Genomic DNA, 22,765 nt, shown 5'->3' with positions numbered 1-22,765 from the left:
GACCGCGACGCGTTGTTCGCCCTGCTCGGCCGAGCGGATCCCTGGTGCCGGGCCCGTGTGGTCCGGCACGGAACCGCTCGCCCTCAGGGGCGGGACGCCGTCGCGCCGGAGCCGTCGGTGGCGTCCTCGCGGAACTCCAGCGGAGCGGCGCCCGGCAGCGGCCTCCCGGCGGGCTCGACGAGGAACCACACGCTGACCAGCCCGACCAGCCCGGCGCCGATCAGGTAGTAGCCCGGCCAATCCAGGTTCCCGGTGGCGGTCACCGCGGCCTCGATCACCGCGGGCGCCGTCCCGGCGAACAGCGACACCGCCAGGTTGAACGTCAGCCCGAGGCCGGCGTAGCGGACCAGGGTGGGGAACTGGGCGGGCAGCGTCGACGGGCAGACGCCCGCGAAACAGACCAGGATCGCGGCCAGCAGGACCAGCCCGGTGGCCTGCCCGGCGAGCCCGAGCTGCAGCAGCCACACGATCGGCAGGCCGAGCACGACCAGCCCGATGCTCCCGGCCGCCAGCAGCGGGCGCCGTCCGATCCGGTCGCTCCAGCGCCCGACGACGACCACCGCGGCCAGCGCGAGCACGGTGACCCCGACCTGCAGCAGGGTCGCGACCTCCCGGCTGGTGCCGGCCGCGCCGGAGCGGGGCAGGGTGCCGGTGAGGTAGGTCGGCACGTACGCGGTCAGCACGTAGTTGGTGACGTTCCAGGCGATCACCAGACCGGCGGTGACCAGCGCCGCGGAGCGGTAGCGCTTCACCAGGATCCCGAACGCGCGGCCGTGGGTCATCGTGACCAGCGCGGGGGAGCGCTCCATGAGCTGGCGGAACGCCGGCGTGTCCTCCAGGCGCAGCCGCAGGTAGACGCCGGCGATGCCGAGCGGGAGCGCCAGCAGGAACGGGATCCGCCAGCCCCAGGCGAGCAGGTCGTCGTCGGGCATCAGGGTCACCAGCGCCGCGGTGACGCCGGCACCGAGGGAGTAGCCGACGATCGTGCCGAACTCCAGCCAGCTGCCGAAGAAGCCGCGCCGCCGGTCGGGGGCGTACTCGGCGACCAACGTGAGAGCGCCGGTGTACTCGCCGCCCGCGGAGAAGCCCTGCAGCATCCGGATGAGCACGACCAGGACCGGCGCCGCGACGCCGATCGTGCCGTGCGACGGGACGAGCCCGAGCAGCACCGTCGCGACGGTCATCAGCAGCACCGTGGCGGCCAGCACCCGCGGCCTGCCCACCCGGTCGCCGAGGTGGCCGAACACGAACCCGCCGAACGGGCGGGCGACGAACGCCGCCGCGAACGCGGCGAGGGTCAGCACCAGCGACCACCGGCCCGCGTCCGGGAAGAACACCCGGTTCAGCACCACCGCGGCCAGGTAGGAGTAGATCCCGAAGTCGTACCACTCGGCGACGTTGCCCACCGACGCCGCGGTGGCGGCCCGGCGGACGGTGGCCTCGTCCTCGACCGCGGTGTCGAGGATCCGGCGACGGCTCCTGCGCGGCTTCTCGATCATGTGGCCCCTTCGCCGTCCGGGCGCGTGCCGGGACGTCCCGGCACGCGGTGCGGCGCCTGTTCTAACATTGATATATTAGACCGCGCAACAGTGGGCGACAGGTGGGCGCAGGATCGGTACCGGGCGGCGTCAGATGGCGCTGGCACCGCCGCCGGTCGGCGGCTGGATGCGTACGACCCGGTCGTCGGTGGCGCCGGGGGAGCCGCCGTCGCGGTTGACCGTCCCCAGCCACAACAGGCCGTCCGGGGCGAGGGTGACCGGGCCGATTCGGCCGTAGGTGCCCTCCAGGACCGGCTTCGGGTCGCCGGTGAAGGTGCCCTCGGCGCCCGGGTTGAGCACGAACAGCGCCCTGCCGGTGCTCTGCGCGACGACGACCGCGCCCGGCAGCACCGTGCACCCGGCGACGCCCGGGCGGTCCGGCCAGGTCCAGGCGGGCGCGCCGAGCGTGCCCGGCGTGACGCGGTGCAGGACGTCGCGCCCCGGGGTGCGGTCGGTGACCCAGGTGGTCCGTGCCGCGGGGTCGACGCACACCCCGCCCGGCGCGGTGAGCCCGCGGGCCAGGACCGGCGAGGCACGGTCGGGGTTGCCCGGGGCCGGACGGCCCAGGGTGTCGATCCGCAGCACCGCCCCGGCGAGCGGGCCCGCCCCGGCGGGCGTGGCGACGAGCAGCGAGGAGCCGTCGGCGTCGACGGCCAGTGCCCCGCCCGGCGGCAGCCCCTCCAGCACCGGCTTCGGTGCCTCACCGGGTGCGATCCGCCAGACCCGTCCCTCGGACAGGGCGTAGAGCAGGCGGTCCTCGGCGTAGCCGGGGGACAGGACCAGCCCGGTCAGCCCGCCGGCCGGGTCGACCGGCACGGTCGCGACCGGCTGCGGGGTGGCGTTGCGGCGGACCTCGAGCACCCGCCCGGTCCGCCGCTCGGCGACGAGTGCGCGGTCGCCCTGCGGGAGCACCGCCACCGCCCCGACCGGCCCCAGACAGGCGGCGACGACCTGCGGGTCCGGGTCGACGCACGGCTGCGGCGCCGGCGCGGCCCCCTGCTGCTGCGGCGACGGCGCCCCGCCCGGCGGCGGTGTCCGCTCCTCCGGCGCCACCTGCGGCGGCCCGCCGAGCTCGCCCTCTCCTTCGGCCTGGGGGCGCCAGTCGCGGGAGCCCGCGTCGGGGAAGGTGGCGCAGCCGCCCAGCAGCACGACGAGCGTCGCGACGATCAGCAGCAGCCGGGCGGTCACGAGGAACCAGGCTAGGGCCCGCGAGGTGAGCGCCCGGTGAGTACGGTCGGGCGCCATGAGCAGCCCCGTGACCGTCCTGGTGCCGCACACCGTCGGAGCCGAGATCCTGTCCGGTGTGGACGGGCTGGACCCGGTCGTCTACGACCCGGAGAAGCCGCTGCCCGACGAGGCCGCCCACGCCCGCGTGCTGGTCGCGCCGTTCCTGGCGGGCTCCGACGCCGTCGGGATCATCGAGCAGGTCCCGAACCTCGAGCTGGTGCAGCTGCTCACCGCGGGCGCCGAGACGTGGATCGGGCGGCTGCCGGAGGGCGTCGGCCTCTCCGACGGGCGCGGCGCACACGGCGGCGCCACCGCCGAGTGGGTGGTGTCGGTGCTGCTGGCCGTCTACCGGCACCTGGACCGCTTCGTACGTGCCCAGGACCGCGGCGAGTGGGACTACCACCAGACCGAGGAGCTGGCCGGCAAGAAGATCCTCATCGTCGGGGCGGGCGACGTCGGGCAGAAGACCCGGGCCCGTCTGGAGCCCTTCGAGGTGGAGACCGCGCTGGTGGGGCGCACCGCCCGCGACGGCGTCCACGGCTGGGACGAGCTGCCCGCGCTGCTGCCGCATCACGACGCGACCGTGCTGATCGTCCCGCTCACCGACGAGACCCGCGGCATGGTCGACGCCGGTTTCCTGGCCGCCATGCCCGACGGATCGCTGCTCGTCAACGGCGCCCGCGGGCCGGTCGTGGACACCGACGCGCTGGTCGCGGAGCTGACCTCGGGACGGATCCGGGCCGCCGTCGACGTCACCGACCCCGAGCCGCTCCCCGCGGGCCATCCCCTGTGGTCGGCGCCCGGGCTGCTGCTCACCCCGCACGTCGGCGGCAGCGTGCCGCTGGCGATGCGTCGCGCCTACGGCGTCGCGGCCGAGCAGCTCGCGGCGTTCGCCGCCGGTGACGCGCCGCCGAACCTCGTGACCGGCGCCTACTAGGCGCGCGCCGGTACTGTCGCCGACCATGAGCGGGCCCACGCAGCAGTACGACTGGGGCAACATCTCCGGCGACGAACCGGCGGAGAGGACCCGCCCGGAGCGCATGCCGGTCCCCGCCCACCTCTCCTCCGACATCGGGCTGCTCGTGCTGCGGCTGGTCGTCGGGGCGTCGTTCGCCGCGGCGGGCGCCCGCACGCTGTTCGGCGTCGCGGGCGGGATCGGCCTCGACGCCAGCGCGACCGCGCTCGCCGACGCCGGGTTCACGTCCTTCGCCGGCCCGCTGGCCTGGGTGCTCGCGGTCGGCCAGCTGGTCCTCGGCGTGCTGCTCGTGCTGGGGCTGCTGACACCCTTCGCCGCGGCGGGCCTGCTCGCGACGAAGGGCGTCGCCGTGGTGGTGGCGCTGGTGCCGGCCCTGTCGGTGCCGCTGTTCGCCTCGGACGGCGTGAACTCCCTGGAGCTGGACCTGCTGCTCGGTGCCGGGGCCGCGGCGCTGGTGTTCGCCGGGGCCGGGCGGATCGCCCTCGACGCCGGGCGTACCTACCAGCGACGCCCGCTGCCGTGGTCGGTGCTGTCGCTGCTGGTCGCGGTCGCGGTGGCGCTGCTGGTCCTGTTCGTGCTGCGCCGGTGACCCCTGCCGACGACGCCTGGCTGCGCCCGCTCGCCCGTCGCCGCCGTCGCGACCTCGCGGTGCGGTCACGTACGCCGCTGACCGGCGGGTACGCCTCCGGCGGTACCGAGCGGATCGACCTCGACGACGGCACCGCGGTCGTCCTGAAGCGGACCGGGGCGGTGGAGACGGCCGCGCTGCGTGCGGTCGCGGTGGTGAACGGACCCGTCCGGCTGCCCCGGATGCTCGGCTCCGGCGACGGCTGGGTGCTGCTCGACCACGAGCCCGGCGCGCCGCTGCCGGTCGGGGCCCCGGTACCCGACGACGTGTGGCGCACCCTCGCGCTGGTCCACGCGCACTGGCGGCGCAACCGGCCGCGCGGCGTCCCCGTCGTCGACGACGCCTGGTGGGCGCGGCTGTGCGGGCACGCCGCGGACCGGCTGAGGGCGGCCGGGCACGACACCGCGGCCGCGTCCGTCGTGGCCTGGGCCGGGGACGACCGCGCCCGCACCGCGCTGCGCGCCCTGCCCCGCACCCTGTGCCACGGCGACGCCCATCGCGGCAACGTCGTCGCCGGTCCGGCCGGTGCGGTGCTGCTGGACTGGGGCAACGCCCGCGTCGCGGTGGGGTCGCTCGACGTCGTGGTGCTGGCCGCGCCCCCGTCCGACGGCCCGGCCGACGCGCCCTCGGCGCCGGTGCCCGCGGTCTACCGGGACACCCTGTCCGGCGCGCTCGGCGCGCCGGACCCGCCCGCCATGGTCGCGGTGGAGACGGCGTGGGCGCGGGCGGCGGCGCACGTCCAGTACCTCCCGTTCGCCGCCGACCACCAGGACCCCGACCGCGTCGCCTCGATGGTCCGGGTCGCCGCCGCGGCCCTCGACGAGCTGGGCGACCTGCTCGTCACCGCCCGCCGCGGCTGATCCCGCCACGGGCGGTGGCCGGGCCTCGGCTCAGCCCTTCGGCGTGGCCGTGCGACGCAGCCGGGTGTTGACGAACTCGCCCATGCCCCAGCGGCCCAGCTCGCGACCGAAGCCCGAGCGCTTCACCCCGCCGAAGGGCAGCCCGGGCAGCGTCGTGCCGTGCTCGTTGACGTAGGCCATGCCCACCTCGAGCCGGTCGGCGATCTCCTGCGCGCGCTCGATGTCACCGCTCCACACCGACCCGCTGAGCCCGTAGCTCACGTCGTTGGCCAGCGTGACCGCCTCGTCGACCGAGTCGACGCCGTACACCACGGCCACCGGCCCGAAGATCTCCTCGGAGTAGGCGTCCATGTCCTTCGTGACGCCGGTCAGCACGGCCGGGCGGAGGAACGCGCCGTCGCCGTCGGGCACCTCGCCGCCGGTGTGCAGGGTGGCGCCCTGCTCGACGGCGCGACGCACCTGCTCGGCGACGCCGTCGCGCGCCGCGACCGAGGACAGCGGGCCGAGCCGGGTGCCGGAGTCGGTCGGGTCGCCGTGCTCGGTGGCCTCGAACGTCGAGACCAGCACCGACACGAACTCCTCGACCTTGTCGGTCGGCACGATCATCCGCTTCGGGGAGTTGCAGGCCTGGCCGCCGTTCATCAGGCGGGCCCGGGCGGCGACCTTCGCGGTGCGGGCGACGTCGGCGTCGTCGAGGACGATGAACGCGTCCGACCCGCCCAGCTCCAGGACGGCCTTCTTCAGGTTGCGCCCCGCCGTCTCGGCGACCGAGGCACCGGCCCGCTCGCTGCCGGTCAGCGAGATCCCCTGGATCCGCGGGTCGGCGATCATGTCGGCGATCTGCTCGTTGGTCGCGTAGACGTTGACGTAGACGTCGTCGGGCACGCCCGCGGTGTGGAAGATCTCGTCCATCACCTCGGCCGAGGCGGCACAGATCGGGGCGTGCTTGAGGACGATCGTGTTCCCGACGAGCAGGTTCGGCGCGACGAACCGCGCCACCTGGTAGTACGGGAAGTTCCACGGCATGACCCCGACCAGCGGTCCGATCGGCTCGGTCTGCACCACCGACTCCTGCGCGCCCTGCGGGTCCAGGGTCTCCCGGGTCAGCAGGTCCGGGCCGTGCTCGGCGTACCAGCGGTAGATCGACGCGGCCAGTGCGACCTCACCCGCGGCCTCCTTGACGGGCTTGCCCATCTCGGTCGCGATCAGCGCGGCCAGCTCGTCGCTGCGGGCCTCGTAGGCCTCGGCCACCCGGACCAGGATCTGTGCCCGGTCGGCGGCCGGGGTCGCGCGCCACCCGGGGTAGGCGTCGGTGACGCGGCCCAGGACGTCGGAGACCGCCGCGTCGTCGAGCTCGGGGAACGTCCTCTCGGTCTTCCCGGTGGCGGGGTTCGTGGTCACGTAGGCGGTCATGGTGTCCTTCCGTCGCGGGGTGGCGCGGGTCGCGCTCCTGTCCGACGGATGTCCGGCGCGGGGGGACCGGCAAACATCGGGTCCGCCTCGTCACCCCACGCCGGCCGCCTCCAACCGGGCCCGGACGTGGGCGTGTGCCGGCGGGACGCCGCGGTCCAGCACGCCGCGCAGCGCGTCGACCAGACGTGCGGCGGGCCAGTCCGGTGGCAGCAGGACCGTGGGCAGCGCCGGCGCCCGGACCAGGTCGACGAACACCGGGTTGGTCAGCTCGACGAGGCGGCGCAGGCACCCGGCACCGTCCCCGGGCGGCGCCGCCGCGGCGGCGGCCAGGCGGTCGGCGTGCCCGGCCAGGACGGCCGCGACCCCGTCGAGGTCCCACGCCCCGACCGCGACGCGGGCCGCCTCGGCGGTGTCCATCGCGAGCCCGGCCACGGTCACCCGGGCACCGGGCGGGGTGTCGGCCAGCACCTCGGCGAGGTCGGCACCGCGGTCGGCCACCGCGATGAGCACCCCCGGCTGCAGCACCCCGTACCCGGCGAGCACGGCGGTGCGCCGCAGCCGGTCGCGGTAGGCCCGTTCCTGCTCCGGGACGGCGTGCAGCAGGGCCCGGAACGAGCCCGTCCACTCCGGGGGACGGGCGCCGAGATCGTCACCGAGGCGCCGGACCGCCGCCCCGAACGGGCCGTCGAGACGCAGGTGCACGGCGCGCCCGTCGCGCCGGCCCGCGAGCTGGCCGTCGTCGCGCATCCGGGCCAGCAGCCGTCGCGCGGCGGGCTCGCGCATGCCGAGATCGCCCAGCAGCCCGACGAGCACGGCGGCGGGCAGCTCGTCACGGCCGGCGACGCGCAGCAGCGACGCGACCACACCGCTCGTCGGGTTGCGCCTTGCCACGAGGCCGTCGAGTTCTACACTTCTGCTCACGGTCGTGAACCGTTCCGTTCAGTTCGGGGGAGTCGATGGTAGAGGCAGCGGGCCGGAACGGGCTGGGGCGGGCACTGTCCTGGGCGCAGATGATCGTGCTGAGCGTCGCGGTGCCCGTGGTGGTCTACGACGTCCTCACCGACCGCGGGGTCGGACCGGTCCCCGCGCTGCTCGCCGGGAGCGTCGGGCCGCTGCTCGACATCGGCATCACCTGGCTGCGCCGCCGCCGGATCGACGAGTTCGGCGTGCTCGTGCTGGTGTTCCTGGTGGTCGGCGCCGTGGTCGGGCTGCTGTTCTCCGACCCGCGGGTCCTGCTGCTCAAGGAGTCCGCGACGACGGGCGTGCTCGGCCTGGTCCTGCTGGGCTCGCTGGTGCTGCTCCCGCGTCCGCTGATGTTCTGGTTCGGTCGCCGCTTCGCCACCGGCGGTGACCCGGCGCGGGTGCTCTGGTGGGACGGGCTCTGGCAGTACGCGGGTTTCCGCCGCACCCAGCGCGTGCTCACCGCGGTGTGGGGCGTGGTGCTCGTCGCCGAGGCGGTCGTGCGGATCGTGCTGACCTACCGGCTGCCGGTCGCGACGACGGTGGTGGTGAACGCCGTCGTCCCGCTCGCGGTGCTGGGTGTGCTGATCGGCTGGACCGTGCTGTACGCCCGGCGGGCGCAGGCCGCGGGGCGGCGCCGCGCCGCGGCCGCCGCCTCCGGCTGAGTCGGCGGCCGGGCGCCCGGCTCAGCGGCCGACGTTGCGCTGCAGGTGCGCCGGGTAGCGCTCCCCGGCCACCGAGGACGCCGGTGCGGCCGCCTCGATCTCGGCCAGCTCGTCCGCCGACAGCTCCAGCGCGGCGGCCTCGACGTTCTGCTCCAGGTAGGTCCGCCGCTTGGTCCCCGGGATCGGCACGACGTGCTCCCCGCGGCTCTGCACCCAGGCCAGCGCGAGCTGCCCGGCGGTGACCCCGCGGCGCTGCGCGATGGCGGTGAGTGCCTCGACGATGGCCAGGTTCGCGGCCATGTTCTCGTCGGAGAAGCGGGGCAGGCCGCGGCGCATGTCGCCCTCGCCGAGCTGCCCGGTCGAGGTGATCGCGCCGGTCAGGAAGCCGCGTCCGAGCGGCGAGAACGGCACGACGCCGACGCCCAGCTCGGCGCACGTCGGGGCGACCGACTCCTCGATGCCGCGTGTCCACAGCGACCACTCCGACTGCACCGCGGCGGGCGGGTGCACGGCGTGGGCGCGGCGGACGGTGTCCGCGCCGCACTCCGAGAGCCCGTAGTGGCGGATCTTCCCCTCCTCGATCAGCTCGGCGAGCGCGCCGACGGTCTCCTCGATCGGGGTGTCCGGGTCGACGCGGTGCTGGTAGTAGAGGTCGATGTGGTCGACGCCCAGGCGGCGCAGCGACTCCTCGGCGCACCGCCGGACGTAGGCGGGGTCGCCCTGCGCGCCCTGGTTGCCCTGCGCGTCGCGCACGATGCCGAACTTCGTCGCCAGGACCACGCGGTCGCGGCGGTCGGCGATCGCGGCGCCCACGAGCTCCTCGTTGGCGCCGTCGCCGTAGACGTTCGCGGTGTCGAGCAGGGTGACGCCCAGGTCGAGGGCGCGGTGGATGGTCGCGATCGACTCGGCACGGTCGGAGGTGTCGCCGTAGGCCTGGCTCATGCCCATGCAGCCCAGGCCCTGGGCGGAGACGGTGAGATCGCCGAGTCGACGGGTTCCGAGGCCGGTTCCGGTAGCCATGACAACCAACCTAGACGCGAACGGCCCCGGTCCGCAGGAGGGCGGACCGGGGCCGTCGTGCGTGCCGGGTCAGGGGATGCGGCGGACCGCCCCGGTGTCGGCGCTGGTCGCCATGTGGGCGTAGGCGCGCAGCGCCTTCGACACGACGCGCTGCCGGTCGACGGGCTGCCACGGCCGCTCCGAGGACTCCATCTTGGCGCGCCGGTCGGCGAGCGTCTCGGCGTCGACGAGCAGCTCCAGCGACCGGGCGCGGACGTCGAGCCGGATCCGGTCGCCGTTCTCCACCAGGCCGATCGTGCCGCCGGCGGCCGCCTCGGGGGAGATGTGACCGACCGAGATGCCCGACGAGCCGCCGGAGAAGCGGCCGTCGGTGATCAGGGCGCAGACCTTGCCCAGCCCGGCGCCCTTGAGGAACGCGGTCGGGTGCAGCATCTCCTGCATGCCCGGCCCGCCCGAGGGGCCCTCGTAGCGGATGACCAGCACGTCGCCGGGCTTGATCTCCTTCTTCAGGATCGCCGAGACGGCGTCCTCCTGGCTCTCCAGGACGACGGCCGGGCCCTCGAACTCCCAGATGTCCTCCGGGATGCCGGCGGTCTTGATCACGGCGCCGTCGATCGACAGGTTGCCGCGCAGCACGGCGAGGCCGCCGTCGGCGGAGTAGGCGTGCTCCAGGTCGCGGATGCAGCCGCCTGCGGCGTCGGTGTCCAGGCTCGACCAGCGGTTCTCCGTCGAGAACGCCTGCGTGGTCCGGACCCCGCCCGGCGCGGCGTGGTAGAGCTCGACCGCGGTCTCCGACGGGGCCGACGACCGGATGTCCCACTCGGTGAGCCACTGCTCCAGCGACGGCGAGTGCACCGTGTGCACCCCGGTGTTGAGCAGCCCGGCCCGCCACAGTTCGCCCAGCAGCGCGGGGATGCCACCGGCCCGGTGGACGTCCTCCATGTGGTAGTCCGAGTTCGGCGCGACCTTGCTCAGGCACGGCACCCGGCGGGAGACCGCGTCGATCGCGGCGAGGTCGAAGTCGATCTCGCCCTCCTGCGCGGCGGCCAGGATGTGCAGCACCGTGTTCGTGGAGCCGCCCATCGCGACGTCGAGCGCCATCGCGTTCTCGAACGCCTCGCGGGTGGCGATGTTGCGGGGCAGCGCGGACGCGTCGTCGTCGCGGTACCAGCGGGTGGCCAGGTCCATCACGGTGCGCCCGGCGTTCAGGAACAGCTCGCGGCGCGCGGCGTGCGTGGCCAGGGTGGAGCCGTTGCCCGGCAGGGACAGCCCGAGCGCCTCGGTGAGGCAGTTCATCGAGTTCGCGGTGAACATCCCGGAGCAGGACCCGCAGGTCGGGCAGGCCGAACGCTCGACCTCGGCGAGGCCCGCGTCGTCCACCTCGGACGACGCCGACGCCGAGATCGCGGTGATCAGGTCGGTGGGTGCCTGCGCGACCCCGCCGACGACGACCGCCTTGCCGGCCTCCATCGGCCCGCCGGAGACGAACACGGTCGGGATGTTCAGCCGCATCGCGGCGTTCAGCATGCCCGGCGTGATCTTGTCGCAGTTGGAGATGCACACCAGGGCGTCGGCCGCGTGGCCGTTGACCATGTACTCCACCGCGTCGGCGATGATCTCGCGGCTGGGCAGCGAGTAGAGCATCCCGCCGTGGCCCATCGCGATGCCGTCGTCGACGGCGATCGTGTTGAACTCCTTGGCGACCCCGCCCGCCTCCTTGATCGCGCCCGCGACGAGGTCACCCATGTCCTTGAGGTGCACGTGGCCGGGCACGAACTGGGTGTAGGAGTTGGCGATCGCGACGATCGGCTTGCCGAAGTCGTCGTCGCCCATGCCGGTCGCGCGCCAGAGCGAACGCGCTCCGGCGGCGTTGCGACCGTGGGTGGTGACGCGGGAACGCAGGGCGGGCATCGGTCTTCTCCAGCCGGGTCTTCCGTGGTGGTTCCTGAGGGACCCCGGTGGGCGCGTCGCGGAGAGTGGGCACGAGCCGCCCGGGGGGTGCGGCGCGACGGCGGCGGGGCGGGTCGCGTCCCGCCGGCCGGCGGGCCGATCGCCCGCAACCGTACGCCCCGCGACGGGGGTCAGTGACCCTCGGCCGGATCCTCCGGGTCGCCCACCGCGGCCGGGTCGGCGAACCGGCCGCCGCTGGCGACCGAGAGCGCGGGCAGGTCGCGCGCGTGCACCGCGGGCAGGACGAGGTCGTCGTCCTCGCCCAGCACCGCGCTGACCCGCGAGCGCGAGCCGATCCGCAGACCGCGCACGTCGTCCCAGTCCACGGTGCGGGAGGAGAACGCGCCGCGGACGGTCAGCGTGTCCGGGTCCACGGTGGTGCGGACCCGCAGGATCCAGGCGATCGCCGCGACCGGGGCCACCAGCACGACCCAGAACCACGGCAGGCTGAACACCAGCGGCGTCGACCCGACGACCGCGACCAGGATGGCGAAGATGGTCAGCCGGCTGGGCTTGAACACCAGCGCGCGCGAGCCCACGCGGAGCTTGCGGCCCTCGTCGCGGACCCGGGGGGTCCACGCCAGCTCGCCGTCCACCTGCTGGGACGCCCCCGGGGCCGACTGCGGGTCGGCAGAGGTGGGGTCGGCGGGGACGGCACGGTCGTCGGTGCTGCTCACGACCCCAGTGTGACAAATCCGGACCGTGACCCCACGGCCCGGACGGGTGGGGTCGTTTGACTCCGTCCGTGGAACGCGTGCTAGCGTCGATGCATGTTCGCCGTTCGAATTCTCGTACTTCTTGGGCGCGTCGTCGCCTGAGTTCGACCTTCTCGAACGACGACGCGCTCACCCTCGCAGCGCCCGGAGTACCGGGCGGCGGGGGTTTTTTCATGTCCAGCTCCGAGTTCAGCCCATGTCCGGCATCTGATCGACACGATCTCCAGCGAGGCAGACCCAGATGACCACCGTCCCCGCCAAGCCCGGCTCGTCCGGCCCGAAGCCGGGCCCGCCGCCCGGCCGGTCCGCGGCCTCCGGCACGTCCCGCAGCGCGGCCCCGGCACCCGGTGAGACCACCGTGCCCGGTCCGCGCATCGTGGACGAGCCCATGACCGGCGCCCAGTCCCTGGTGCGTTCGCTCGAGGAGATCGGCTGCGAGGTCGTCTTCGGGCTGCCCGGCGGGACGATCCTGCCCGCCTACGACCCGCTCCTGGACTCGACGAAGGTGCGCCACATCCTCGTCCGCCACGAGCAGGGCGCCGGACACGCCGCGACCGGCTACGCGCAGGCCACCGGCAGGGTCGGGGTCTGCATGGCGACGTCCGGGCCGGGGGCCACGAACCTGGTCACCCCGATCGCGGACGCCCACATGGACTCGGTGCCGCTGGTGGCCATCACGGGTCAGCAGACCCGGCCGCTGATCGGTACCGACGCCTTCCAGGAGGCCGACATCACCGGCATCACCATGCCGGTGACCAAGCACAACATGCTGGTGACCGACGCGACGGAGATCCCGCGCGCGATCGCCGAGGCCTTCCACCTGGCGTCCACCGGCCGGCCCGGCCCGGTCCTGGTGGACATCCCCAAGGACGTGCTGCAGGAGCAGACCACGTTCTCCTGGCCCCCGGAGCTGCAGCTGCCCGGCTACCGGCCGACGACCCGGCCGCACGGCAAGCAGATCCGCGAGGCCGCCCGGCTCATCCGCGAGTCGGCCAAGCCGGTGCTCTACGTCGGTGGCGGTGTCCTCAAGGCCGAGGCCGCCGAGGAGCTCAGGGAGCTGGCCGAGCTGACCGGGGCGCCCGTCGTCACCACCCTGATGGCGCGCGGTGTGTTCCCCGACAGCCACCCGCTGCACCTGGGCATGCCCGGGATGCACGGCACCGTCGCCGCGGTCGCGGCGATGCAGCGGTCCGACCTGCTGGTCGCACTCGGCTCCCGGTTCGACGACCGGGTCACCGGCAAGCTGGAGAGCTTCGCCCCCGGGGCGAAGATCATCCACGCCGACATCGACCCGGCGGAGATCTCCAAGAACCGGCGCGCCGACGTGCCGATCGTCGGGGACTGCAAGGAGGTCCTGGCCGACCTGGTCGAGGCCGTCCGCGCGGACCGGGCCGAGCACGGTGAGCCGGACCTGTCGTCCTGGTGGAAGCAGGTCGGCGGCCTGCGCGACCGCTACCCGCTCGGTTACGACGAGCCGACCGACGGGGCGCTCTCGCCGCAGTACGTGATCGAGCGGATCGGCGCGATCGCCGGGCCGGACGCGATCTACACCGCGGGCGTCGGCCAGCACCAGATGTGGGCCGCGCAGTTCGTCAAGTACGAGAAGCCGCGGACCTGGCTGAACTCCGGCGGGCTCGGGACCATGGGCTACGCGGTCCCGGCCGCGATGGGCGCCAAGGTCGGCGAGCCGGATGCCGTCGTCTGGTGCATCGACGGCGACGGCTGCTTCCAGATGACCAACCAGGAGCTCGCCACCTGCGCGATCGAGGGCATCCCGATCAAGGTCGCCGTCATCAACAACGGCAACCTCGGCATGGTCCGCCAGTGGCAGAACCTGTTCTACGGCGAGCGGTACTCCAACACCGACCTCAACACCCACAAGCTGCGCATCCCGGACTTCCCGATGCTCGCGCAGGCGATGGGCTGCGAGGGACTGCGGGTCGAGTCCAAGGAGGACGTCGACCGGGTCATCCACCAGGCCATGGAGATCAACGACCGGCCGGTCGTCGTGGAGTTCGTCGTCGGTGCCGACGCCCAGGTGTGGCCGATGGTCGCCGCGGGCACGAGCAACGACGAGATCAACGTCCGGCGCGACATCCGGCCGGAGTTCGAGCACGACGAGCTGGCCGCGTCGGTCGATGCGGTCGCCGACGTCACCGAGCAGGCCCTGGAGGGCGAGAAGTGAGCGAGCTCCACACCCTCTCGGTCCTGGTCGAGGACAAGCCGGGTGTCCTGGCCCGGGTCTCCGGGCTGTTCTCGCGGCGCGGGTTCAACATCAACTCGCTCGCGGTCGGCCCGACCGAGCACCCCGACGTCTCCCGCATGACGATCGTCGTCGAGGTGGACGAGCTCCCGATGGAGCAGGTCACCAAGCAGCTCAACAAGCTGGTGCACGTCATCAAGATCGTCGAGCTGGAGCCGGACGCCTCGGTGCAGCGCGAGCTGCTGCTGGTCAAGGTCCGGGCCGACGCCACGGTGCGCAGCCAGGTCGTCGAGACCGTGCAGCTGTTCCGCGCCAAGGTCGTCGACGTCTCCCCGGAGGCGGTCACGGTCGAGGCCACCGGGTCGGCCGACAAGCTCAACGCGCTCCTGCGCATGCTGGAGCCCTACGGGATCCGCGAGATGGTGAAGTCCGGGATGGTGGCCGTCGGCCGCGGCCCCCGGTCCATCACCGCCGCGGCCGTCCGCTAGACAGTCGTCGCTACACAACCTCCGAGAGGAACCGTCCCAGAGCCATGAGTGTCAACATCTACTACGACGCCGACGCCGACCTGTCGATCATCCAGGGCCGCAAGGTCGCCGTGATCGGCTACGGCTCCCAGGGGCACGCGCACTCGCTGTCCCTGCGTGACTCCGGGGTCGAGGTGAAGATCGGTCTGCCGGAGGGCTCCAAGTCCCGGCAGAAGGCCGCCGACGAGGGCCTCGAGGTCGGCACGCCGGCCGAGGTCTCCGCCTGGGCCGACGTGATCATGGTCCTGGCGCCCGACACCAAGCAGCGCTTCATCTACACCCAGGACATCGAGCCGAACCTCAAGGACGGCGACGCGCTGTTCTTCGGTCACGGCTTCAACATCCGCTTCGAGCTGATCAAGCCCCCGGCGAACGTCGACGTGGCCATGGTCGCGCCGAAGGGCCCGGGCCACCTGGTCCGCCGCCAGTTCGTCGACGGCAAGGGCGTCCCCGCCCTGATCGCCGTCGAGCAGGACGCCTCGGGCAACGCCAAGGCGCTCGCGCTCTCCTACGCGGCCGGGATCGGCGGCGCCCGCGCGGGCGTCATCGAGACCACCTTCAAGGAGGAGACCGAGACCGACCTGTTCGGTGAGCAGGCGGTCCTCTGCGGCGGTGCCGCGGCTCTGGTCCAGACCGGCTTCGAGGTGCTGACCGAGGCGGGCTACGCCCCGGAGATCGCCTACTTCGAGTGCCTGCACGAGCTCAAGCTGATCGTCGACCTCATGTACGAGGGCGGCATCGCCAACGAGCGCTTCTCCATCTCCGACACCGCCGAGTACGGCGACCTCACCCGCGGCCCGCGCGTCATCACGCCCGCGGTCAAGGCCGAGATGCAGAAGATCCTGGGCGAGATCCAGGACGGCACCTTCGCCCGCGAGTGGGTGGCCGAGGACGAGGCCGGCCGCGGCAACTACACCAAGCTGCAGCAGCAGGGCGCCGAGCACCCGATCGAGCAGGTCGGCGAGAAGCTCCGCGGCCTGATGAGCTGGGTCGGCGAGAAGGCCAAGTGATCCACTGCCGGACGCGTCCGGCAGGATGAATCGCGCGGGCCCCAGACGGCCCGCGGATGCCCGGGCCCGGACGCACCCATCCGGACCAGGCGACGTGGAACCCCCGTACCGGCGACACCGGGCGGGGGTTTCGCGCGTCCGGAGGGGGTGCCGCGCAGCGACCCGTCCGCCCGTCCGGGTCCACGAGGGCCCCCGCGGTCCTAGGATGGTCGACGTTCGCGCACCGACCTCGGGGAGCACTCGCACACCGTGAGCACCGCAGCCACCGACCACCGTCCCGTCGTCCTGCTCGCGGAGACGCTCGCGCCCTCCGCCGTCGAGCTGCTCGGGGACGGCGTCGAGATCCGCCACGTCGACGGCACCGACCGCCCCGCCCTGCTGGCGGCGCTCGCCGACGCCGACGCGCTGCTGGTCCGGTCCGCCACCCGGGTCGACGCCGAGGCGCTGGCCGCGGCCGGCCGCCTCAAGGTCGTCGCACGCGCCGGGGTCGGCCTGGACAACGTCGACGTCCCCGCCGCCACCGCGCGCGGGGTGATGGTCGTCAACGCCCCGACCTCGAACATCGTCTCCGCCGCCGAGCACGCCATCGCGCTGCTGCTCGCGACCGCGCGCCACATCCCGCCGGCGGACGCCGCGCTGCGCTCCGGGGCGTGGAAGCGCTCGTCCTACGGCGGCGTCGAGCTGGGCGGCAAGACCGTCGGCATCGTCGGGCTCGGCAAGATCGGGCAGCTCGTCGCGCAGCGTCTCGCCGCGTTCGGCATGACGCTGGTCGCCTACGACCCCTACATCGCGCCGTCGCGCGCCGCGCAGCTCGGCATCGAGCTGATGGGCCTCGACGACCTGCTCCGCACCGCGGACATGATCACCGTGCACCTGCCGAAGACCCCGGAGACCCTCGGGCTGATCGGCAAGGACCAGCTCGCGCTCACGAAGCCGGGGGTGCTCGTCGTCAACGCCGCCCGCGGCGGCCTGATCGACGAGGACGCCCTGGCCGAGGCGGTCCGCTCCGGGCACGTCGGCGGCGCCGGGATCGACGTCTACGTCACCGAGCCGACCACGTCGAGCCCGCTGTTCGAGCTGGAGAACGTCGTCGTCACCCCGCACCTGGGCGCGTCCACCGCCGAGGCGCAGGACCGGGCCGGGACCGACGTGGCCCGCTCGGTGCAGCTGGCCCTGGCCGGGGAGTTCGTGCCGGACGCGGTCAACGTGCAGATCCACGGCGCCGTCGGCGAGGAGGTCCGGCCCTGGCTGCCGCTGGTGCAGAAGCTCGGCACCACCCTGCACGCCGTCGCCGGGCGCACCCCGACCTCGGTCACCGTCGACGTCGCGGGCGAGCTGGCCACCGAGGACGTCCAGGTCCTCGGCCTGGCCGCGCTGCGCGGGGTGTTCACCCACGTCGTCGAGGACCAGGTGACGTTCGTGAACGTGCCGCAGCTCGCCGAGGAGCGCGGGGTCGCCGTGGAGATCACCACCAGCCCGGAGAGCGCCAACCACCGCAGCGTGGTGCAGCTGCGCGGCGCCATGCCCGACGGGGAGAAGGTCACCGTGTCCGGCACCCTGACCGGCCGTGCCGAGGTCGAGAAGCTCGTCGAGATCAACGGACGGCACTTCGACCTGCGTGCCGAGGGCGAGGTCGTCCTGCTGGAGTACGCCGACCGCCCCGGCGTGATGGGCCGGGTCGGGTCGCTGCTGGGGGAGGCCGCGGTCAACATCGAGGCCGCCCAGATCTCGCAGACCACCGACGGCACCGACGCCGTCATGCTCCTGCGGGTGGACCGCCAGATCGACCCGGCGGTGCTGGAGCCGATCGGCGCCTCGGTCGGCGCCCGGACGATCCGGCTCATCTCCTTCGACGACTGAGCGGCCGGGCCCCGTCCCGCACTGCGGGAAACGGCTGCGCGGACCCGGCCGGTCGTGGGATCGTGTCTGCTCGCCACGAGCGGAGGGGGACCCGGTGAGCTGGCTGCGGGCACTGGTACTGGCGGGCACGACGGTCGGTGTGGGGTGCCTGGTGCTGCTCGGCGTCGGCTTCGTCACCGGGCTGTCGCTGACCGTGCCCTACGTCGTGTCGGTGATGGCGATCGTGACCGGGCCGCCGTCGGCGACGATGACGATCGGCCCCGGCATGCTCGTGGTCCTCGCCGCGCTCGTCGCGATGATCGAGGCCCCGGGCCGGGTGCGGGCCCGCCGGGCGCTGCCCCGCACCGGCCACTGAGCCCGGGGCGGCCGCGCCGCGGGGGCCGGGTCAGCCGCGCGGCGCCCAGCCCAGCGCGGGTCCGAGCGCGCCGGCGATGTCGGTGACGATCTGGACGTAGTCGTCGTGCGGGAAGCCGAACGGCAGCGCGAACACCGCCTCGTCGACCTCGCGGAACCCGGCGTCGGCCCACAGCCGTTCGGCGATCTCGGCGGAGGTGCCGACCAGGTCGCGGGCGAACAGCAGACCGGCCAGGCCCTGCGGAACGCCGACCCGGGCGTCGCGCTCGCGGGCGTAGGCGGCGTAGCGCTCGCGCTGGGCGGGCGTCGCCGAGTCGGTCGGGACGACGACCAGGCCCTGCGACACGCGCCCGGCGGGGTTCGCCTCGCGGTACGCCCGGATCTGCCGGGACTGGATCGCGGCGAAGTCGGTCTCCCCGCCGGAGCGCACCACGTTGCTCGTCAGCAGGTTCAGGCCCTGCCCCGCGGCCCAGACGGCGGAGGAGTCGCTGCCCGCGCCATACCACATGCGACCGGCCAGACCGGGGGAGTGCGGCTGCACCCGCTCGGAGAACGACTCGATCCCGACCGTCCCGGAGAAGGTGCTCGCCCGCTCCCCGCGCACCAGGCGCAGCAGCCGCGACACCCGCTCGCGGCCGAAGTCCTCGGCGTCGGCGGTGTCCGGGTAGAGCGCGTCCCGTACGTGCTCCCACTGCATCGGCGGCCCGACCGAGACGCCCGGGTTCAGCCGGCCGCCGGAGAGCACGTCGACCGTCGCGAGGTCCTCGGCGAGGCGCAGCGGGTTCTCCCAGCCCAGCGGGACCACGGCCGTCCCGAGCTCGATCCGCGTGGTCCGCTGGGTCGCCGCGGCGAGCACCGCGACCGGCGAGGAGATGCCGAACTGCAGGTGACGGTGCCGGACGAAGGCCGAGTCGACGCCCAGACGCTCGCCGAGGGCGATCATCTCCAGGGTCGTCTCGTGTCCGGGGCGGGGGTCCTCGCCGTCGAACGAACCGATGGTGAGGAAGCCGAGGCGACGCAGCGGGCGGTCGGGCGTGGGCACGTCCGGGGCAACGACGCCGTCGTCGCGCTTCTTCCCCACCGCCCTCCGGACGGGTGACGGCCGCGGCGGCCGTCCCACCTCTCGGAACGGACCGGAGTCCCCGGAACGGCCGCGTGTCGCGGGTACTCCGACCGCGTGCGGCGCACGCGTCACCCGGACGGGACCACCCCACCGGGTGGCCGAACGATGACCCTGCGTCGGCAGGCGGTAGCGTGCGGCCAGCAGTACGACGAGAGGACGAGGTCATGCGCCTTGCGGTCATCCCCGGTGACGGCATCGGCCCGGAAGTGATCAACGAGGCACTCAAGGTCCTGGGCGAGGTCGCCCGCGACGTGGAGACGACCGAGTACGACCTCGGTGCCGCCCGCTGGCACTCCACGGGCGAGCTGCTCCCGGAGACGGTGCTGACCGAGATCAAGCAGCACGACGCGATCCTGCTGGGCGCGGTCGGCGACCCGTCGGTGCCCAGCGGCATCCTCGAGCGCGGCCTGCTCCTGCGTCTGCGCTTCGAGCTGGACCACCACGTGAACCTGCGCCCCGCGCGGCTCTACCCGGGGGTGCGCGGCCCGCTGGCCGGCAACCCGGAGATCGACCTGGTGGTCGTGCGCGAGGGGACCGAGGGGCCGTACGTCGGCACCGGCGGCCTGCTCCGCAAGGACACCCCGCACGAGATCGCGACCGAGGTCAGCCAGAACACCGCGTTCGGCATCGACCGTGTCGTGCGCGACGCGTTCGCCCGTGCCCAGCGGCGGCCGAAGAAGCACCTGACGCTGGTCCACAAGACCAACGTCCTGACCTTCGCCGGTGCGCTGTGGTCGCGGATCGTCGAGGAGGTGTCGCTGGAGTACCCCGAGGTCTCGGTGGCCTACCAGCACGTCGACTCGACCACGATCCACCTGGTCACCGACCCGGGCCGGTACGACGTGATCGTCACCGACAACCTGTTCGGCGACATCCTCACCGACCTCGCGGCGGCGGTCACCGGCGGCATCGGCCTGGCGGCCAGCGGCAACATCGACGCCAGCCGTACCAACCCGTCGATGTTCGAGCCGGTGCACGGCTCCGCCCCGGACATCGCGGGCCAGGGCATCGCCGACCCGACGGCCGCCGTGCTCTCGGTCGCGCTGCTGCTCGACCACATGGGCCAGCGTGACTCGGCCCGCCGGATCGAGGCCGCGGTCGCGTTCGACCTGGCCACCCGGGACCACGCGGCGACGGGCAACACCTCGTCGATCGGGGACCGGCTCGCCGCGCTCGTGTCGAGCCGTGAGGTCGCCACCAACTGACCCACGCACACACCGACGGGGTGGTACCGGATCTCCGGGGCCACCCCGTCGTCGTGTGCGGGCGGGTCAGACCTGGTTCGACGGACCGGTCAGCAGGGTCACCCCGGCGCCGGCGAAGTTGTCGAGGTCGGCCACGGCGGCCTGTCCCTCGGCGCCGCCCATCCCGGACTGGAACGCCGCCGCGTCGGGGAACTCCAGCACCGCCACGAGGTGGTACGGCGGCTGCGCTCCGTCCGGTCCCGGCGCGGGCCGGGAGACGGTGAACCGCTGCACACCGGGGATCTTCTTCGCCAGCGGGGCGTGCACGGTGTCGTAGTGCCGGTCGAACGCGGCGGCGTCCTCGGGGTGGTTGTACAGAGCGGTCAGCTGGAACACGGGGTTCCTCCTCGCCTCGTCCCGCGACGCTCCGGTGCGTCGCGACTGCCGTCCACCATGGTCCATCCGGCGCCCGCGTGCACCACCCCTCCGTACGGGGTCGATACGCTGGACCGACCATGAGTACTCCAGCCCAGGTCCGGGTGCGGTTCTCCCCGTCGCCCACCGGTACCCCGCACGTCGGCCTCATCCGCACCGCCCTGTTCAACTGGGCCCACGCCCGCCACCACGGCGGGGCCCTGGTATTCCGGATCGAGGACACCGACGCCTCCCGCGACTCCGACGAGTCCTACCGGGCCCTGCTCGACGCGCTGGAGTGGCTCGGCCTCGACTGGGACGAGGGCGTCGAGAAGGGCGGCCCGCACGGGCCGTACCGGCAGAGCGAACGCGGCGAGGTCTACGCCGACGCCCTGCGCCGGCTGATCGACGCCGGCGAGGTCTACGAGTCGTTCTCCAGCGGCGAGGAGATCGAGGCCCGGCACCGCGCCGCGGGCCGCGACCCCAAGCTCGGCTACGACAACGCCGACCGCGACCTCACCGAGGACCAGCGCGCCGCGTTCCGGGCCGAGGGCCGCGCCCCGGTCTACCGGCTGCGCATGCCCGACCACGACATCACGTTCACCGACCTCGTCCGCGGCGAGATCACGTTCCGGGCCGGGCAGGTGCCCGACTTCGTGCTGGCCCGCGGCGACGGCACCCCGCTCTACCCGCTGACCAACCCGGTCGACGACGCGCTGATGGAGATCACGCACGTCCTGCGCGGGGAGGACCTGCTGGCCTCCACCCCGCGGCAGATCGCCCTGCTGGAGGCGCTGGCCCGGGTCGGCATCGGCCACGGCCCCTTCACCTACGCCCACCTCCCGCTGGTCACCGGTGAGGGCAACCGCAAGCTCTCCAAGCGGGACCCGCAGTCGAACCTGTTCCACTACCGCGACCGCGGGTTCGTGCCGGAGGGACTGCTCAACTACCTCGCGCTGCTCGGCTGGTCGATCGCCGAGGACCGCGACGTGTTCTCCCTCGACGAGATGGTCGCCGCCTTCGACGTGTCCCGGGTGTCGAGCAACGCCGCCCGCTTCGACCTGAAGAAGGCCGAGGCGATCAACGCCGCACACCTGCGCCTGCTCGCCCCCGACGACTTCGCCGAGCGCGTCGTGCCCCACCTCGCCGCCGAGGGGATCACCGACCCCGACCGCTCGGTGCTCGCCGCCGCCGCGCCGCTGGTGCAGGAGCGCAGCCAGGTGCTGTCCGACGCGGCCCGGATGCTGGCCTTCCTCTTCCGCGACGAGGACACCTTCACCCCCGACGACGACGCCGCCGCGAAGAACCTGGGCGCCGACGCGGCCCCGGTGCTGGAGGCCGCCGTCGCCGGGCTCACGGACCTGCCGGAGTGGTCGGCCGCCGCGATCGAGGAGTCGCTCAAGACCTCGCTCGTGGACGGTCTGGAGCTGAAGCCGCGGAAGGCGTTCGCCCCCGTCCGCGTCGCCATCAGCGGCCGCACGGTGTCCCCGCCGCTCTACGAGAGCATGGAGCTGCTGGGCCGCGAGCGGTCGCTCGCCCGCCTGGGGGCCGGTGTCAGACGCTCCCAGGGCATGGGTTAGAGTACCTACATCAACGGAGAGCGGGCCTCGCTCCGGAACGGGGCCCGCTTTTCGATGGGGTATGGTGTAATTGGCAGCACGACTGATTCTGGTTCAGTTAGTCTAGGTTCGAGTCCTGGTACCCCAGCGGAAATCACGAATTCCTCGGAACGATGATTTCTGACAATCGGCACGGTCTCGTCCAAGGTCCCGTCGTCTAGCGGCCTAGGACGCCGCCCTCTCAAGGCGGTAGCGCGGGTTCAAATCCCGTCGGGACTACCACGGACTCCCTCACAGGGTGTCCGCAATCGAGATCGAGCCGAATGTCCTGGTCCCGTCGTCTAGCGGCCTAGGACGCCGCCCTCTCAAGGCGGTAGCGCGGGTTCAAATCCCGTCGGGACTACTCCACGAAGGCCCCGCTCCACGGAGCGGGGCCTTCGTCGTGTCCGGGCCTGGTCGCCGAGCGGCCCGGGGAGCCGGTCGGTCGTGGTGACCAGGGGCCCCCACCGACGCCGACCAGCACGGTGCCGGCCGGGTAGAGCGGGCGTGGCCCCTACCGCTCGACCAGGCGCCCGGTG

General features: G+C 73.6%; 20 protein-coding genes and 3 tRNA genes. 14 read left to right on the top strand and 9 right to left on the bottom strand.

Going from position 1 to position 22,765, the window contains the following annotated elements; genetic code table 11:
• Positions 1–83: 83 nt before the first annotated feature.
• Together ND486_RS09810 and ND486_RS09805 are read right to left on the bottom strand one after the other, a co-directional pair.
• Entirely contained in the window at positions 84–1,499 is a 1,416-nt protein-coding gene (locus tag ND486_RS09810; protein WP_251783978.1) for an MFS transporter, read from the bottom strand.
• A 129-nt stretch (positions 1,500–1,628) separates the two neighbouring features.
• The gene (locus tag ND486_RS09805; RefSeq protein ID WP_251783976.1) at positions 1,629–2,726 is read right to left on the bottom strand and encodes a glucose dehydrogenase; all 1,098 of its coding nucleotides are present in this window, start codon (positions 2,724–2,726) and stop codon (positions 1,629–1,631) included.
• 55 nt (positions 2,727–2,781) lie between these two features.
• Here ND486_RS09805 and ND486_RS09800 point away from each other — a divergent pair, with 55 nt between their 5' ends.
• Genes ND486_RS09800 through ND486_RS09790 form a run of 3 tightly spaced genes read left to right on the top strand, consistent with a single transcriptional unit; the run spans position 2,782 to position 5,229 of the window.
• Positions 2,782–3,702, top strand: coding sequence for a 2-hydroxyacid dehydrogenase (locus ND486_RS09800; RefSeq protein ID WP_251783975.1), 921 nt, complete (start codon positions 2,782–2,784; stop codon positions 3,700–3,702).
• 25 nt (positions 3,703–3,727) lie between these two features.
• The gene (locus ND486_RS09795) at positions 3,728–4,330 is read left to right on the top strand and encodes a DoxX family membrane protein (RefSeq protein ID WP_251783973.1); all 603 of its coding nucleotides are present in this window, start codon (positions 3,728–3,730) and stop codon (positions 4,328–4,330) included.
• Positions 4,327–5,229, top strand: a complete 903-nt coding sequence (locus ND486_RS09790) for a phosphotransferase (protein WP_251783971.1) — start codon at positions 4,327–4,329, stop codon at positions 5,227–5,229. Before ND486_RS09795 ends, ND486_RS09790 begins: the two co-directional genes overlap by 4 nt.
• 30 nt (positions 5,230–5,259) lie before the next feature.
• On the opposite strand, the gene ND486_RS09785 is transcribed toward ND486_RS09790, so the two are convergent.
• Entirely contained in the window at positions 5,260–6,642 is a 1,383-nt protein-coding gene (locus tag ND486_RS09785; protein ID WP_251783970.1) for an NAD-dependent succinate-semialdehyde dehydrogenase, read from the bottom strand.
• Between the two features lie 90 nt (positions 6,643–6,732).
• Positions 6,733–7,563, bottom strand: coding sequence for a hypothetical protein (locus ND486_RS09780; protein WP_251783969.1), 831 nt, complete (start codon positions 7,561–7,563; stop codon positions 6,733–6,735).
• 35 nt (positions 7,564–7,598) lie between these two features.
• Between ND486_RS09780 and ND486_RS09775 the strand changes: the two genes are divergently transcribed.
• The gene (locus ND486_RS09775) at positions 7,599–8,267 is read left to right on the top strand and encodes a VC0807 family protein (protein WP_251783967.1); all 669 of its coding nucleotides are present in this window, start codon (positions 7,599–7,601) and stop codon (positions 8,265–8,267) included.
• Between the two features lie 21 nt (positions 8,268–8,288).
• Here ND486_RS09775 and ND486_RS09770 read toward each other — a convergent pair whose 3' ends face one another.
• From ND486_RS09770 to ND486_RS29680, 3 genes are all read right to left on the bottom strand, one after another.
• Positions 8,289–9,287, bottom strand: a complete 999-nt coding sequence (locus ND486_RS09770; protein ID WP_251783965.1) for an aldo/keto reductase — start codon at positions 9,285–9,287, stop codon at positions 8,289–8,291.
• Positions 9,288–9,356: 69 nt separating this feature from the next.
• Positions 9,357–11,198, bottom strand: a complete 1,842-nt coding sequence (ilvD, locus tag ND486_RS09765) for a dihydroxy-acid dehydratase (RefSeq protein WP_251783964.1) — start codon at positions 11,196–11,198, stop codon at positions 9,357–9,359.
• A 170-nt stretch (positions 11,199–11,368) separates the two neighbouring features.
• Positions 11,369–11,914, bottom strand: coding sequence for a PH domain-containing protein (locus ND486_RS29680; RefSeq protein ID WP_251783963.1), 546 nt, complete (start codon positions 11,912–11,914; stop codon positions 11,369–11,371).
• Positions 11,915–12,194: 280 nt separating this feature from the next.
• Between ND486_RS29680 and ND486_RS09755 the strand changes: the two genes are divergently transcribed.
• From ND486_RS09755 to ND486_RS09735, 5 genes are all read left to right on the top strand, one after another.
• Entirely contained in the window at positions 12,195–14,138 is a 1,944-nt protein-coding gene (locus tag ND486_RS09755; RefSeq protein ID WP_179761992.1) for an acetolactate synthase large subunit, read from the top strand.
• On the top strand, positions 14,135–14,644 hold the full coding sequence (gene ilvN / locus ND486_RS09750; RefSeq protein WP_062397155.1) for an acetolactate synthase small subunit: 510 nt from the start codon (positions 14,135–14,137) through the stop codon (positions 14,642–14,644). The genes ND486_RS09755 and ilvN overlap by 4 nt, the downstream gene beginning before the upstream one ends.
• Positions 14,645–14,688: 44 nt before the next feature.
• On the top strand, positions 14,689–15,693 hold the full coding sequence (gene ilvC / locus ND486_RS09745) for a ketol-acid reductoisomerase (protein WP_226350214.1): 1,005 nt from the start codon (positions 14,689–14,691) through the stop codon (positions 15,691–15,693).
• 249 nt (positions 15,694–15,942) lie between these two features.
• Positions 15,943–17,553 (top strand): phosphoglycerate dehydrogenase, encoded by a 1,611-nt coding sequence (serA, locus tag ND486_RS09740; protein WP_251783962.1) that lies wholly within the window; start codon positions 15,943–15,945, stop codon positions 17,551–17,553.
• A gap of 94 nt (positions 17,554–17,647) precedes the next feature.
• Positions 17,648–17,908 carry a hypothetical protein gene (locus tag ND486_RS09735; protein WP_251783961.1) on the top strand — a complete coding sequence of 87 codons (261 nt, stop codon included), beginning with the start codon at positions 17,648–17,650 and terminating at the stop codon, positions 17,906–17,908.
• 30 nt (positions 17,909–17,938) lie between these two features.
• Here the strand turns inward: ND486_RS09735 and ND486_RS09730 are convergent, their stop codons facing one another.
• Entirely contained in the window at positions 17,939–18,949 is a 1,011-nt protein-coding gene (locus ND486_RS09730; RefSeq protein ID WP_251784423.1) for an LLM class flavin-dependent oxidoreductase, read from the bottom strand.
• Between the two features lie 245 nt (positions 18,950–19,194).
• On the opposite strand from ND486_RS09730, the gene ND486_RS09725 reads away from it, so the two are divergent.
• Positions 19,195–20,235, top strand: a complete 1,041-nt coding sequence (locus tag ND486_RS09725) for a 3-isopropylmalate dehydrogenase (RefSeq protein ID WP_062397147.1) — start codon at positions 19,195–19,197, stop codon at positions 20,233–20,235.
• A 66-nt stretch (positions 20,236–20,301) separates the two neighbouring features.
• Here ND486_RS09725 and ND486_RS09720 read toward each other — a convergent pair whose 3' ends face one another.
• A complete protein-coding gene (locus ND486_RS09720) occupies positions 20,302–20,610 on the bottom strand; it encodes an EthD family reductase (protein ID WP_062397145.1) in 309 nt (102 codons plus the stop codon).
• Positions 20,611–20,729: 119 nt separating this feature from the next.
• Here ND486_RS09720 and gltX point away from each other — a divergent pair, with 119 nt between their 5' ends.
• The 4 genes from gltX to ND486_RS09700 all read left to right on the top strand — a co-directional run bounded on the left by gltX (position 20,730) and on the right by ND486_RS09700 (position 22,590).
• Complete coding sequence (gltX, locus tag ND486_RS09715) at positions 20,730–22,208, top strand: glutamate--tRNA ligase (protein WP_251783960.1); 1,479 nt, start codon at positions 20,730–20,732, stop codon at positions 22,206–22,208.
• A 55-nt stretch (positions 22,209–22,263) separates the two neighbouring features.
• Positions 22,264–22,335, top strand: a tRNA-Gln gene (locus tag ND486_RS09710).
• Between the two features lie 58 nt (positions 22,336–22,393).
• Positions 22,394–22,469 (top strand) — tRNA-Glu (locus ND486_RS09705).
• A gap of 48 nt (positions 22,470–22,517) precedes the next feature.
• A tRNA-Glu gene (locus tag ND486_RS09700) sits at positions 22,518–22,590 on the top strand.
• The last annotated feature ends 175 nt before the right edge of the window (positions 22,591–22,765 follow it).

The organism is Pseudonocardia sp. DR1-2, from assembly GCF_023717215.1.
In the GTDB taxonomy this organism is placed as follows: Bacteria; Actinomycetota; Actinomycetes; order Mycobacteriales; family Pseudonocardiaceae; genus Pseudonocardia; species Pseudonocardia alni.
This window is presented reverse-complemented; position numbering and strand designations above follow the sequence as displayed.

What these genes read in the sequence shown, in the direction of transcription:
- ilvC (WP_226350214.1), top strand. Translation starts at nt 14,689, where the DNA reads ATGAGTGTCAACATCTACTACGACGCCGACGCCGACCTGTCGATCATC.
- ND486_RS09725 (WP_062397147.1), top strand. Translation starts at nt 19,195, where the DNA reads ATGCGCCTTGCGGTCATCCCCGGTGACGGCATCGGCCCGGAAGTGATC.
- gltX (WP_251783960.1), top strand. Translation starts at nt 20,730, where the DNA reads ATGAGTACTCCAGCCCAGGTCCGGGTGCGGTTCTCCCCGTCGCCCACC.
- ND486_RS09775 (WP_251783967.1), top strand. Translation starts at nt 7,599, where the DNA reads ATGGTAGAGGCAGCGGGCCGGAACGGGCTGGGGCGGGCACTGTCCTGG.
- ND486_RS09755 (WP_179761992.1), top strand. Translation starts at nt 12,195, where the DNA reads ATGACCACCGTCCCCGCCAAGCCCGGCTCGTCCGGCCCGAAGCCGGGC.
- ND486_RS09770 (WP_251783965.1), bottom strand. Translation starts at nt 9,287, where the DNA reads ATGGCTACCGGAACCGGCCTCGGAACCCGTCGACTCGGCGATCTCACC.
- ND486_RS09795 (WP_251783973.1), top strand. Translation starts at nt 3,728, where the DNA reads ATGAGCGGGCCCACGCAGCAGTACGACTGGGGCAACATCTCCGGCGAC.
- ilvD (WP_251783964.1), bottom strand. Translation starts at nt 11,198, where the DNA reads ATGCCCGCCCTGCGTTCCCGCGTCACCACCCACGGTCGCAACGCCGCC.
- ND486_RS09800 (WP_251783975.1), top strand. Translation starts at nt 2,782, where the DNA reads ATGAGCAGCCCCGTGACCGTCCTGGTGCCGCACACCGTCGGAGCCGAG.
- ND486_RS09785 (WP_251783970.1), bottom strand. Translation starts at nt 6,642, where the DNA reads ATGACCGCCTACGTGACCACGAACCCCGCCACCGGGAAGACCGAGAGG.
- ND486_RS09810 (WP_251783978.1), bottom strand. Translation starts at nt 1,499, where the DNA reads ATGATCGAGAAGCCGCGCAGGAGCCGTCGCCGGATCCTCGACACCGCG.